The sequence below is a fragment of the Dietzia sp. E1 genome, from assembly GCF_014145015.1.
Classification (GTDB): Bacteria; Actinomycetota; Actinomycetes; order Mycobacteriales; family Mycobacteriaceae; genus Dietzia; species Dietzia cinnamea_A.
On the sequence record NZ_JAALDU010000246.1, the window covers coordinates 1 to 13178 of the forward strand.

General features: G+C 70.7%; 10 protein-coding genes and 1 pseudogene. 1 reads left to right on the top strand and 10 read right to left on the bottom strand.

Going from position 1 to position 13178, the window contains the following annotated elements:
- The 3 genes and pseudogenes from G6030_RS09060 to G6030_RS09070 all read right to left on the bottom strand — a co-directional run.
- Positions 1 to 641: pseudogene (locus G6030_RS09060) on the bottom strand (hypothetical protein); the annotation flags it as partial.
- Positions 642 to 777: 136 nt separating this feature from the next.
- On the bottom strand, positions 778 to 2298 hold the full coding sequence (locus G6030_RS09065; protein WP_347238619.1) for a phospholipase D-like domain-containing protein: 1521 nt from the start codon (positions 2296 to 2298) through the stop codon (positions 778 to 780).
- Positions 2295 to 3461, bottom strand: coding sequence for an amidohydrolase family protein (locus tag G6030_RS09070; RefSeq protein WP_182642907.1), 1167 nt, complete (start codon positions 3459 to 3461; stop codon positions 2295 to 2297). The genes G6030_RS09065 and G6030_RS09070 overlap by 4 nt, the downstream gene beginning before the upstream one ends.
- Before the next feature lie 132 nt (positions 3462 to 3593).
- Here G6030_RS09070 and rraA point away from each other — a divergent pair, with 132 nt between their 5' ends.
- Positions 3594 to 4076 (top strand): ribonuclease E activity regulator RraA, encoded by a 483-nt coding sequence (gene rraA, locus G6030_RS09075; protein WP_007627338.1) that lies wholly within the window; start codon positions 3594 to 3596, stop codon positions 4074 to 4076.
- Positions 4077 to 4084: 8 nt separating this feature from the next.
- Here rraA and G6030_RS09080 read toward each other — a convergent pair whose 3' ends face one another.
- The 7 genes from G6030_RS09080 to G6030_RS09110 all read right to left on the bottom strand — a co-directional run bounded on the left by G6030_RS09080 (position 4085) and on the right by G6030_RS09110 (position 13016).
- On the bottom strand, positions 4085 to 4447 hold the full coding sequence (locus G6030_RS09080) for a hypothetical protein (RefSeq protein WP_182642908.1): 363 nt from the start codon (positions 4445 to 4447) through the stop codon (positions 4085 to 4087).
- A 111-nt stretch (positions 4448 to 4558) separates the two neighbouring features.
- Positions 4559 to 5113 carry a hypothetical protein gene (locus tag G6030_RS09085; RefSeq protein ID WP_043566325.1) on the bottom strand — a complete coding sequence of 185 codons (555 nt, stop codon included), beginning with the start codon at positions 5111 to 5113 and terminating at the stop codon, positions 4559 to 4561.
- On the bottom strand, positions 5113 to 5412 hold the full coding sequence (locus G6030_RS09090) for an RNA-binding S4 domain-containing protein (protein ID WP_241724268.1): 300 nt from the start codon (positions 5410 to 5412) through the stop codon (positions 5113 to 5115). The genes G6030_RS09085 and G6030_RS09090 overlap by 1 nt, the downstream gene beginning before the upstream one ends.
- 25 nt (positions 5413 to 5437) lie before the next feature.
- A complete protein-coding gene (locus tag G6030_RS09095; protein WP_063973365.1) occupies positions 5438 to 5785 on the bottom strand; it encodes a hypothetical protein in 348 nt (115 codons plus the stop codon).
- Positions 5786 to 5874: 89 nt separating this feature from the next.
- Positions 5875 to 7347 carry a glutamate synthase subunit beta gene (locus tag G6030_RS09100; protein WP_182642909.1) on the bottom strand — a complete coding sequence of 491 codons (1473 nt, stop codon included), beginning with the start codon at positions 7345 to 7347 and terminating at the stop codon, positions 5875 to 5877.
- Positions 7340 to 11941 (bottom strand): glutamate synthase large subunit, encoded by a 4602-nt coding sequence (gltB, locus tag G6030_RS09105; RefSeq protein ID WP_182642910.1) that lies wholly within the window; start codon positions 11939 to 11941, stop codon positions 7340 to 7342. The genes G6030_RS09100 and gltB overlap by 8 nt, the downstream gene beginning before the upstream one ends.
- Before the next feature lie 262 nt (positions 11942 to 12203).
- Complete coding sequence (locus G6030_RS09110) at positions 12204 to 13016, bottom strand: hypothetical protein (protein ID WP_206680899.1); 813 nt, start codon at positions 13014 to 13016, stop codon at positions 12204 to 12206.
- Between the last annotated feature and the right edge of the window lie 162 nt (positions 13017 to 13178).

A 13178-nucleotide genomic window follows, 5' to 3' on the forward strand; every position in this document is an offset into this window, starting at 1 on the left:
AGCCCGCCGGGCAGCTCGGTGCCCGCGGCGGCCGCCGCATCGGTGAGCAGCGCGCCCCCCTCGGCCGAGCCCTCGACGAGCCCGTGCCAGAAGTCCAACTCGTGCGGGTAGAGCTCACCCGCGGTCTGCCGCTCCTCCAACGCGGCGAAGTAGCCGCCGGCGAACTGCAGGCTCAGGACGGGGAGGATGTACTCGGGCAGCGCGATCGAACCCAACCCGATGGTGCCCGACCCGACCGACCCGGTGGGATTGGCGTACACCGAGCCCGGCAGGCTGCCCGAGGACGCCACCGACGCCGCCGCGGACCCGCCCGCCACGCCCACGGCCTCGAGCGGCGCCACCGATCCCAGGACCTGCCCGACCGACTGCACACCATCGACGACCGGGGCGCTGCCCGAGTCCTGCAGCGCCTCCGAGCCCAGGCCGCCACCGCCGAGGACGATCTCGTCCGGCAGCTGGCCGATCAGCTGGTCGACGCTCGACACGCCCGTCTCGGGCACCGTCGAGCCCGTCCCGGTCCCCGGTGTCGGTTCGTCCTGGGCCTGCGCCACGGCGGGCACGGCGACGGCCGCCAGCATGGTGGCGGTGACAGCGGCGCCGAGGCGCCTGGTCCGGGCTCCGGAACCACGGGTCTGGGGCATCACGACAGGCCTCTCGTCACATGCCGGGCCGGGCGACCCGCGCACCGGTGAGCGTACTACTGCGGTGCCGGGCTATTGCAGAGCCGACTCACTGCTGAGCCGACTCACTGCAGAACCGACTCACTGCAGAACCGACTCACTGCAGAGCCGACGTGAGCCGCGCGACGTTGTCCACGTACCTGCCCGCCCACGGCCGGCTCATCCAGACGTCCAGCTCCAGGGTCGTGCACTCCTCGAGGTACGCGTCCACCACGTCGTTGAGTGCCGACACCGCCTCGCCACCGAGCACCAGCATGCTCACCTCGAAGTTGAGGTTGAACGACCGCTGGTCCAGGTTGCTCGAGCCCACCACGCCCGCGTAGTCGTCGATGAGCACCGTCTTGGTGTGCAGCACGGCCGGCGAGCGGAAGCGGTGGATCACCACCCCGGCCTCCAGCAGCGCCCGGAAGTACGACCGCTGCGCGTGGTGGACGAGGAACTGGTCGGCGTGCTCGGGTACGAACACCTCCACCGACACCCCGCGGTACGACGCCGAGGTGAGCACGTGCAGCAGCGCCTCGTCGGGCACGAAGTACGGGCTGACGATCCGGACGCGCTCCTGCGCGTGCGTGATGAGCTGGGTGAACATCCGCAGGCTCGGCTGTGTGCGGTAGCCGGGCCCCGACGGCACCAACTGGAACGCGCTGACCGGGTCGCCCGCCGTCGGGTCACCGCCCTTGCGGCCCGGCGCCAGCGGCGCGCCGAGCGCCAGCTGCTCCAGCGTCCCGATGACCTCGCCGGACTCGGTGAACCAGTCCACCGCGAAGACACCGTCCATCGCCTGCACGATCTCCCCGCGGACCTCCATCATCAGGTCGACCCACTCGCGACCGAGCCGGGCGTTGCGGGTGCTGCCGTAGTGGCGCTCGATGAGGTTCTGCGATCCGACGAAGCCGTGATGGCCGTCCACGATGAGAATCTTGCGGTGATTGCGCAGATCCGGACGCCGGAAGCGGCCGCGGAACGGGTTGACCGGCAGCATGAGGTGGACCGCCACGGGGGTCCTGCGGAGCTTCCGGCGCAGCCTCGTGAACCCCCGGTAGCGCAGGGAACCCAGGTGGTCCACCAGGACCCGCACCGCGACGCCCCGCTCCGCCGCCTCGACAGCGGCCGTGAAGAACTCGTCGGTCTCGCCGTCCCACGACTGGGCGTAGAACTCGATGTGCACGTGGTCGCGGGCCGCGCGCACCGCCTCAGTCATCGCCGCGAGCGACCGGCTGTAGTCCGAGTGCAGGGCCACGAAATCCCCGGACATCGCGGGGATCGCGGTGAGGGTCCGGTTCATCTCCAGGATGGTGCGCACGCCCGGCGCGACGCCCACGCCGTCGGGGACGGTGGGCCGCTGCCTCAGCGCGTCGGCGTACAGCCGGTTGGCCTCGGCCTGGATGACGTGACGCCGGCCGGTGATGTACGGGTTGCCCAGGAGCAGGAACAGCGGCACGCCGACGACCGGGATGAACAGGATCGCCAGCAGCCAGGCCTGCGACGAGGACGGCTGCCGGTTCTCCGGCACCATCCCCAGCGCGAGGATCTTGATGACGTACTCGGTGATGAGCAGCGCGGAGGTGACACCCTCGGGGAAGGGGAGGAATGCGAGGCGATCGACGGCGGGGTTCACGCCGTCGGACGGGTCAGGACCGTGCCGAACGCCAGGGCTCGGGGGTCGATGACCGCGCCCCCGCGCATCGTCCACCGCACCACGCCCGCCAACGCACGCTGCGCGTACACCGAGTCCGCGGAACCCAGCTCGCGGGCCCCGGGCAGCACGACGAACGCCTCGTCGTCGGCGACCGCGGCGAAGTCCGCCCGCAATCCCTCACGGATCTCCCCGCGATCACTCAGCCCCACCACCGCGGCCGTGCTCCCGGCCATCCAGCGCGCGACGTCCGCCAGATCGAACCCGCGGCGCCGCGCCTCGGTCCACACCACCGACAACCCCAGGCGGGCCGAGGCCACGGCGTCGATGGTGCCGTCCCGCAGCGCGCCCCACAGCAGCTCGCGGTTGGCGGCGTCGCGGATAGGCGGATCGAGCCGCGCGACCTCCGATCCGCCGTGGGTGACCTCCGAGACCAGCGCCAGCATGTGGGGACTCGTCGAGGCCGTCACGGCCAGGCCCTCCGCCCGGGCGTCGCGCAGCAGGGGCAGCTCCTCGTGGTCGGCGACCGCGCGCACGTGCAAGCGACCGCCGGTCCGGCGGCAGACCTCCAGCAGCCCGGACAGATCGTCCACGCCGGCGTCCACCGCGAAGAGCCCGCCGTGTGCGGCGACCTCCTCCGCGGCCGCGACCAGTTGCGCGTGGTCCAGCGTCGGCGTGCCCTCCACGCCCTTCCCGGCGGCCACGGCGGACACCCCGAACACCCCGCGGTCCAGCAGGTCGCCGAGCCGGCCCAGGTTGTCCGGCACCGCCGCGCCCCACAGCCCGACGTCGACGGTCGACTCTCCGGTGACCTCGTCGCGCCAGCGATCCACGTCCTCCGGGCGGATGGCGACCGGGTCGCCGTCGGTGCCGTAGTCCACGACCGTGGTGATCCCGCCCTGCGCCGCCGAGCGCGTGCCGACCGCGACGTCCTCGGTGCTCACGTGCGGGTCGACGAGACCCGGCATGAGGACGACGTCGTCTCCCAGGTCGATCGTGTGGTCACCGGCCAGACCGATGTCCCGCGCCTCCGAGCCCGTCCGCACCGACGAGATGACGCCCCCGTCCACCGTCACCGCCGCCTGCTGGATGCGGCCGTCGACCACCGCGCGTCGGGCGTGGATCAGGAGTTCGTACTGGGCCACGGAAGGCTCCTTCCGGTTTCTCGGACGATGACGGGCACCCTTGATGTGACCATTGTCCCCCACCGGCACGCTCCCACGCGGCGGCGCGGCCGGATAGCGTAACCCCGACAGACCACCGCCCAGGAGGACCGCATGACCGACACCCCCGCCGGATTCATCCCCACCGCGGACCTCGTCGACGAGATCGGCGAGGACGTCCGCAGCTGCGACACCCAGTTCCGTGACCTCGGCGGACGCACGGAGTTCTCCGGCCCGATCTCGACCGTGCGCTGCTTCCAGGACAACGCACTGCTCAAGAGCGTCCTGGGCGAGCCCGGTGAGGGCCGGGTCCTCGTGATCGACGGCGGCGCGAGTGTGCACACCGCGCTGGTGGGCGACATCATCGCCGAGCTCGGCCGCTCGAACGGGTGGTCCGGCGTCGTGGTGAACGGCGCCATCCGCGACTCGGCGGTCATCGCCGGGATGGAGTTCGGCTGCAAGGCCCTGGGCACGAACCCGCGCAAGTCCACCAAGACCGGCGAGGGCGAGCGGGACGTGACCGTCAGCTTCGGCGGGGTCGACTTCGTCCCCGGCGAGATGCTCTACGCCGACTCCGACGGGATCGTGGTGCGCTGACCCGCCGATCAGGAGGCGCCCGCGAGGCTCCCGATGGGGATCAGGAGGATCTCGCCCAGCGACGCCTCCGGTCCGTAGCTGCCGAGTGACCCCGGTGCGTACGAGCCCGTCGTGTTGGGCACGTCCACCGACAGGGCGACCGACCCGGTGTTGATGAGCCCGGAGAGCAGGTCCATGAGGGACCCCGTGCCCAGCGAGCCGTAACCGATGCTCCCGATCGCTTCACTCACGGCGGGCGACAGAAGCGCGCTGCGGATCGTTCCAGAGCCCTCTGAATCCTCGGGCTCCTGCGCCGTGGCGGCGCCCGCTCCCGTCAGCAGGGCTGCCGCGGCGAGCGCCGAAACGGTGGCGGCGAGGGTGGTGGCGCGCATGGGGTTCCTCCGAGGTCATCGCCCCGCCCTCGGCGGGTGCGTTCGCGGGTCATGATATCGGCGGTGACACCGACCGTGTGCGCGCCGGGCGTGTGCCGCGGTGATCGCCGGTCAGGCCTCGCGGCGGATCCAGCGCAGCAACGGCCCGAGCGAGACCCGATCGGTGAGGTCCAGACCGCCCAGTTCGAGCATGGCCTCCTCCTCCGGGGTGCGGTCGGTCTTGCGCCGCAGGGCGGCCAGCGCGGTCTTGATCCCGAGCCGCTGCCGGAAGCCGAGCTGGTCCGGCGTGACCACGCCGCGGAGCTGGAAGAGCTTGAGGTCGCGCAGCTGATCGGACGAGAACTCGCTCGACATCAGCTCGATCCGGGCGTCGTCGGTGACCGGGGTGGGCCCGACCATGACCACGGCGACGCGGCGTCCGGCCTCGACGAGGGCCTCCCAGTTGTCGCGGATGAACGCCGAACCGCCCAGCCCACCACCGGGGCGCATCCCCGTGACGAGGACGACCGTCCCGGCGACCACCAGCTCGGCCGGATCGGCCGCGTCGTGATGGGTCGCCCGGGTGTCGAACTCCTCGGCCAGCCACGTGGCGTACCGGGTGGCACCCGGGTCGTCGTCGTGGAGCACCACCGGGGCCTGCACGGGCCCTCGTGAATCCTCGGCCATCAGGTCGCGTCCCGTCCCTCGCGGGCGACGACGCGCGCCGCCCGGCCACCGATCTCCACCACGTCACCGTGAACCAGGCCGCGCCCCCGGCGGGTGTCGACCTCCCCGTTGACGCTCACCGCGCCGGAGGCGACGGCGTCCTTGGCCTCGGCCCCGGAGTCCAGCAGCGAGGCCAGTTTGAGGAACTGGCCGAGCGTCAGCTTGCTGCTCAGGTCACAGTCGACGTCGTCGACGGGCGGACCGGCCGGAGGAGGGGTCGCACGGCCGACCCGTCCCCGTCCTGCGATGTGGCGACTCATACCGCCGAGCCTATCGGGCGCGACGTCACGCCACCGGATCCGTCCTCGGTGGCTGCTCCTCGAGCGGCTCTCCGCGGCCGCGGCGGGTGACCAGTGCCAGACCCGTCCCGCCCGCCACGAGCACCGACGCCGCCAACACGAGCGCGACCGTCTGCACCCCGGACATGCCGAAGACCCCGGTGCCCTCCGGCTCGTCCACGACGGGCTGCCCGCCCTCGGTGGGCAGCGGCGGCAACTCGCTGAGGACCGGCAGTTCCGTGACGACCCCCCGGACCGCCGGGCCCGGCGGCTGCGCCGACGCCGCCGGCACGCCGACCAGCGCGACCGTCGCGCTGAGCGCGGCGATGACACTGGCGGGGCGACGGCTGACCATTGGTGCCTTCCATGACGGAGGCCGGACGGCCTGGAGACATAGTAGACCTGATCTTAGGTTCCATTAAGGTCAGGCGCCACGGTTGACCTTCAGCGCTGGGCCACATCCGTCGGCCGGACCGGCGCCGGCAGTGCCGTCTCCCCCATGAGGAACCGGTCCACCGAGGCGGCGGCCGCACGTCCCTCCGCGATGGCCCACACGATGAGCGACTGGCCGCGCCCCATGTCGCCGGCGACGAACACGCCCTCGACGTTGGTGGCGAAGGCGTCGTCACGACCGACGTTGCCGCGGTCGGTGAACTCCACCCCGAGGTCCGAGCACAGCCCGGACTTCTGCGCGCCGGTGAAGCCCATCGCGAGCAGGACCAGGTCAGCCGGGTACTCGAAGTCCGTACCGGGCACGGGCTCGAAGCGGCCGTCGACCATCCGCACCTCGGAGCCCTTCAGCGCGGTGACGTGTCCGCCCTCGCCGACGAACTCCGCGGTGGACACGCCGTAGACGCGCTCGCCGTTCTCCTCGTGGGCCGAGGCCGTGCGGAACATCAGCGGGTACATCGGCCACGGGGTCGACGCCGCGCGGGTCGCCGGCGGCCGGGGCATGATCTCGAACGACTTGACCGATTTCGCGCCCTGACGGGTCGCGGTGCCGAGGCAGTCCGCACCGGTGTCGCCGCCGCCGATGATGATGACGTGCTTGTCGCGCGCGTGGATGGCGGGCAGTCCGTCGGCGTCCACGACCGGGTCGCCGACCGCGGCCCTGTTGGCCAGCGGCAGGTACTCCATGGCCTGGTGGATGCCGTCGAGCTCACGACCGGGCACCGGTAGGTCGCGCCGCATGGTGGCGCCACCGCACAGGACGACGGCGTCGAACTGGGCGCGCAGCTGCGACGCGGTGATGTCCTTGCCGACGTTGACGCCGGGACGGAAGACCGTCCCCTCCGCCTCCATCTGCGCCAGGCGACGATCGATGACCGCCTTCTCCATCTTGAACTCCGGGATCCCGTAGCGCATGAGCCCGCCGATGCGGTCGTCGCGCTCGAAGACGGTGACGGAGTGCCCGGCGCGGGTGAGCTGCTGGGCCGCCGCGAGGCCCGCGGGGCCCGATCCCACGACCGCGACGGTCTGCCCGGTGCGGAACGACGGGATGACCGGCTCCATGCCGCCGTCGGCCCACGCGGTCTCGGCGATCTCCACCTCGACCTGCTTGATCGTCACCGGCGGCTGGTTGATGCCGAGGACGCAGGACCCCTCGCAGGGGGCCGGGCAGAGCCGACCGGTGAACTCCGGGAAGTTGTTGGTCGCGTGGAGCCGGTCCACCGCGTCGTCCCACTTGCCCCGGTGCACCAGGTCGTTCCACTCGGGGATGATGTTGCCCAGCGGGCAGCCCTGGTGGCAGAACGGGATACCGCAGCCCATGCACCGGGACGCCTGGGTACGGATCGAATCCTCGGGCAGGACCGTGGACTCGTAGACCTCTTTCCAGTCCATGATCCGTAGGTCGACGGGGCGGCGCCTGGGCAGCTCCCGCTCGGTGTGCTTGAGAAAGCCCTTCGGGTCAGCCATTTGCGGCCTCCATGATCGCCTCGTCCACGTTGCGTCCGTCCTTCTCCGCCTGCTCGATGGCCAGCAGCACGCGCTTGTAGTCGCGCGGCATGACCTTGGCGAAGTGATTCACGTTCTGGGCCCAGCCACCGAGGATCTCCCGGCCCCGGGCCGAATCGGTCTCCTCCACGTGGCGCTCCACGATCCCGTGGAGGAACTCCACGTCCTCGCTGGTGAGTTCCTCGATGTCGACGAGCTCGGCGTTGAGGTTCTCCGCGAGGACACCGCGGGGATCGTAGAAGTAGGCGACGCCACCGGACATCCCGGCCGCGACGTTGCGGCCGGTCGGGCCCAGCACGACCACCCGTCCGCCGGTCATGTACTCGCAGGCGTGGTCGCCCACGCCCTCCACCACCGCGGTGACGCCGGAGTTGCGCACGCAGAAGCGCTCCCCCACCATCCCGCGCAGGAACACCTCACCGGCGGTCGCGCCGTAGCAGATCACGTTGCCGGCGATGATGTTGTCCTCGGCCACGAAGTCGGGGGCCGCGTCCTCGGCCGGACGCACCACGATGCGTCCACCGGACAGTCCCTTGCCCACGTAGTCGTTGGCGTCGCCGAACACGCGCACCGTCACGCCCCGGGCGAGGAACGCCCCGAGCGAGTTACCGGCGGACCCGGTGAAGCTCAGGTCGATCGAGCCGTCCGGCAGGCCGGCGGCACCGTGGACCTTGGAGATCTCGTGGCTGAGCATCGTGCCGACCGAGCGGTTGACGTTGCAGATCGGGTAGCTGCCCGTGAACGGTCCCGCCGCCGGATCCGCGACCACGGCGCGGGCGTCCTCGATCAGCGTGCGGTCCACGACGCCCTCGAGCTTGTGGTCCTGCGACTTCGTGCGACGCAGGTCCTGGTGCATGAAGGGCGACTCGGCCTGCGCGAAGATCGGCTCCAGGTCGAGCTTGGCCACCCGCTTGTTGTGGGCGAAGGCCCGCGACTTGTCCAGGCACTCGGTGTGTCCGATCGCCTCGTCGAGCGAGCGGAAGCCCAGCTCGGCGAGGTACTCGCGCACCTCCTCGGCGATGAACTCCATGAAGTTCACGACGTACTCGGCCTTGCCGTTGAACCGCTCGCGCAGCACGGGGTTCTGGGTGGCCACGCCGACGGGGCAGGTGTCGAGGTGACACACGCGCATCATGACGCAGCCGGCCACGACGAGCGGCGCGGTGGCGAAGCCGAACTCCTCGCCGCCGAGCAGCGCGGCGACGATGACGTCACGTCCCGTCTTGAGCTGACCGTCGACCTGGACGACGATCCGGTCGCGCAGACCGTTGACGAGCAGCGTCTGCTGTGTCTCGGCCAGGCCGAGCTCCCACGGGCCACCCGCGTGCTTGAGCGAGGTCAGCGGCGACGCGCCGGTGCCGCCGTCGTGGCCCGAGATGAGGACGACGTCGGCGTGCGTCTTGGACACGCCCGTCGCGACCGTACCGACGCCCTGCTCGGCCACGAGCTTGACGTGGATCCGCGCGTCCGGGTTGGCGTTCTTCAGGTCGTAGATGAGCTGCGCCAGGTCCTCGATCGAGTAGATGTCGTGGTGCGGCGGGGGCGAGATGAGTCCGACGCCCGGCGTCGAGCCGCGGACCTCGGCCACCCACGGGTAGACCTTGCCCGGCGGGAGCTGCCCGCCCTCACCCGGCTTGGCGCCCTGCGCCATCTTGATCTGGATGTCGGTGCAGTTGGCCAGGTAGTGGCTGGTCACGCCGAACCGGCCGGAGGCCACCTGCTTGATGGCGGAGCGACGCCAGTCCCCGTTCGGGTCGGGGTCGAAGCGGTCGACGGCCTCCCCGCCCTCGCCGGAGTTCGAGCGCGCCTGCAGGCGGTTCATCGCGATCGCCAGCGTCTCGTGCGCCTCGGCCGAGATGGAGCCGTAGCTCATCGCGCCCGTGGAGAACCGCTTGACGATCTCGGAGACCGGCTCGACCTCCTCGATCGGCACGGGCGGACGGTTGCTCTTCAGGTCGAACAGCCCGCGCAGCGTCGCCAGCCGCTCCGACTGGTCGTCGACGAGGCGGGTGTACTCCTTGAAGATCTCGTAGCGGCCCGTGCGCGTGGAGTGCTGGAGCTTGAACACCGTGTCCGGGTTGAACAGGTGGTACTCGCCCTCCCGGCGCCACTGGTACTCGCCGCCGATCTCGAGCTCGCGGTGCGCGGCCTCCTCGGGCCGCGGCAGGAACGCGAAGCGGTGCCGGAGGGCCACGTCCTCGGCGATCTCGTCCAGGCCGATGCCGTCGATGGGGCTGACGGAGCCGGTGAAGTACTCGTCGCACAGCTCCTGCGACAGGCCGGTGACGTCGAACAACTGGGCACCGGTGTAGGAGGCGAGGGTGGAAATGCCCATCTTGGACATCACCTTGAGCACGCCCTTGGCGGCGGCCTTCCGATAGTTGTCGCAGGCCTCGGCGGTGTCTACTCCGATGAGGTCGCCGTTCTTGACCAACTCGTCGATCGACTCGAACGCCATGTACGGGTTGATGGCGTTGGCGCCGTACCCGAACAGGACGGCCATGTGGTGGACCTCGCGGGCGTCACCGGACTCGACCACCAGGCTGACGCGGGTGCGGGTCTTCTCGCGCACCAGGTGGTGGTGCACCGCTGAGGTGAGCAGAAGCGAGGGGATGGGCGCGTTGCGCTCGTCGGACTCGCGGTCGGAGAGCACGATGAGGGTCGCGCCGGCCTGGATGGCCTCGGACACCTCCCGGCGGATGCGCTCCAGGGCGATCCGCAGGCCGCGGCCGCCGTGGGCGACGTTGTAGAGCCCGCGGACGACCACCGACCGCAGGTTCGGACGGGCCTCCCCGGCCTCCAGCAGCGTGGCGAGGTCGGAGTTGCCGAGGATCGGGTTGGCGACCTTGACCTGCCGGCACGACTCGGGGCCCGGGTTGATGAGGTCGCCCTCGGGACCGAGCGTCACGCCGTAGCTGGTGACGAGCTCCTCGCGGATGGCGTCGAGCGGCGGATTGGTCACCTGCGCGAAGCGCTGCGCGAAGTAGTCGAACAGCATGCGCGCACGCTGGGACAGCACCGGTAGCGGGGTGTCCGTGCCCATCGACCCGATCGCCTCGGCGCCACTCCCTGCCATCGGGGAGGTGAGGATGCGCAGTTCCTCCTCGGTGTATCCGAAGACGCGCTGACGCAGCACCACGCGCTCGTGGGCCATGTAGGGCTTCTCGACCCGGGGCAGGTCCTCGAGCCGGACCAGGCCCTCGTCGAGCCACTGCTGGTACGGGTGCTCGGCGGCCAGCTGCGACTTGATCTCCTCGTCGTCGATGATCCGCCCCTCGGCGGTGTCGACGAGGAACATGCGACCGGGCTGCAGTCGGGTCTTGGTGACCACCTTGTCCTGCGGGATGTCGAGCACGCCCACCTCGGACGCCATCACGACGAGGCCGTCGTCGGTCACCCAGATGCGCGAGGGACGCAGGCCGTTGCGGTCCAGCACGGCGCCGATCACGGTGCCGTCGGTGAACGTGATGGACGCCGGGCCGTCCCAGGCCTCCATGAGCGAGGCGTGGTACTCGTAGAACGCCCGCTTGGCCGGGTCCATGGTCTCGTGGCGTTCCCACGCCTCGGGGACCATCATGAGCACGGCGTGCGGCAGGGTCCGGCCGGCCAGGGTCAGCAGCTCGAGCGCCTCGTCGAAGCGCGCGGTGTCCGACCCGCCCGGGGTGCAGATCGGCAGCGCGGCGGACAGGTCCTCGATGCGGTCGCTGGTCATGAGCGCCTCGCGGGCCCGCATCCAGTTCTCGTTGCCACGCGCGGTGTTGATCTCACCGTTGTGGGCGACGTAGCGGAACGGGTGGGCCAGCGGCCATGCGGGGAACGTGTTGGTGGAGAAGCGCGAGTGGACGATGCCCAGTGCGGACTCGACGCGCTCGTCCTGCAGGTCCAGATAGAAGTCGGGGAGCTGCTTCTCGGTGAGCATGCCCTTGTAGACGAAGGTGCGCGGGCTCAGCGACGGGAAGTACACCGTCTCGGAGCCCAGGTCGCCCTTGCCGGCGCCCTTCGAACCGAGCTCGTGCTCGCACCGCTTGCGCACGACGAAGCACTTGCGCTCGAGGGCCAGGTCGGTCAGGAGCTCCCCGCCCGGGCCGGCGGCCTTGACGAAGATCTGGTTGATGGTGGGCTGCGCGTCACGCGAGATCGCGCCGACCGTCGAGTCGTCGACCGGGACCTCCCGCCAGCCGATGACGGTCACGCCCTGCTCGGCGGCGATCCGCTCGACCATCCGCATGGCGTCCATCGCGAGCATCCGGGACTGGGGGAGAAAACAAAGGCCGGTTGCATATGCACCGGCCTCAGGCAGTTCTACGTTCTGCTCCTCACGCATCACCTCGCGGAGGAACAAATCCGGTACCTGGATCAACAAGCCCGTGCCGTCGCCGGTGTTGGCCTCGGCGCCCACGGCGCCGCGGTGCTCGAGGTTCACCAGCGCGGCGATCGCCTTCTCGACGATGTCCCGGGACTGGCGTCCGTACATGTCCACCACGAACGCGACACCACACGAGTCGTGTTCGTATTCGGGGCGGTACAGGCTTCTGGGGCCGGGAGTCGTCTTCATGTGTTCGCCTTCGCTTGTCGACGGGCGGACTCCGTGGTGGCTGGAGCACCCGTACTCAGAGGACCGAGGTCCTCCGGCCCGGAAATAATATGGGCAAGGGGGGCAGGTCACACAACTCGCAAAAGTCAAACCCGTGACCTTGACGTGGGAAGGCGATTCCACCTTGTGAGATTTCTCTCAGCAGCATGCCCCGTCTACCTCATACGACACCGCAGTTCCCGCCCCCGCACGGACAGCGGGGGCGGGAACTCTCTCAGGGTTCTCACCGAATGAACGGCAGGGGTGGCAGGGTCACCCCGTCCGGGAGGAACACCTCGTAATCACCGAGGGAGCCGGTGGTGACCACGACCGCGTTCACCCCGACCGCGACCCCCGCTCCGTCGCCGCCCACGCCGGGTTCTCCGCCGCGCCCATTGGGCTCCGCCGGGCCGGGCGCAGGAGGCGCCTCCCCTACGACCGCTCCGACGGCGACCGGCGCGGGGGCCCCGGGTAGCGCCGGGAGCGCGATCCCCAGATTGGCCGCGGCCTGGACGATCATCGGTCCGGCGGCGATCGACCCACCGATCGCGGCGACCGGGAGCAGGAGCGGGAGCGAGCCCGCCGCCGAACCCACCGGCAACGAGCCGAGTGGCAGCGAGCCCGCCGCCGAACCGAGGGGGGCGAGAGACGCCGTCAGCGACCCCAGGGGCGCGAGTGATCCTTCGGCGGATCCGGGCTCGAGAGAGCCCGAGGGAAGAGACCCCTCCCCGGATCCCGTCTCGAGCGAGCCACCGTTCTCACTCCCGATCGTCAGCGATCCCTCGACGCTCTCCAGCGAACCGTCCCCGACCAGGTCGTCGAGTGACCCCTCCAGCTCGTCCGATCCCCCTGCGAGGGAACCCGTGGGCAGAGAGCCCGCGGGGACGGACCCCGACCCGGCGGAGTCGGTCGCACTTCCGACATCGATCGAGCCGGGAGCAAGCGAACCCGGCGACAGTGAGCCTTCGAGCGAGTCACCACCGGACCCCTCGCCCGAGCCCGCTTGCGACCCCATCGACAGCATCACCAGCAGACCCACCAAGGACCCTGCCTCCACCGACCCTGTCAGCGAGCCAGGCTCCAACGCCCCCGTGAGCGAGCCGGGCTCCAACGACCCCGTCAACGAGCCAGGCTCCAACGACCCCGTCAGCGAGCCAGGCTCCAACGACCCCGTGAGCGAGCCGGGCTCCAACGACCCCGTCAGCGAACCGGGCTCCAA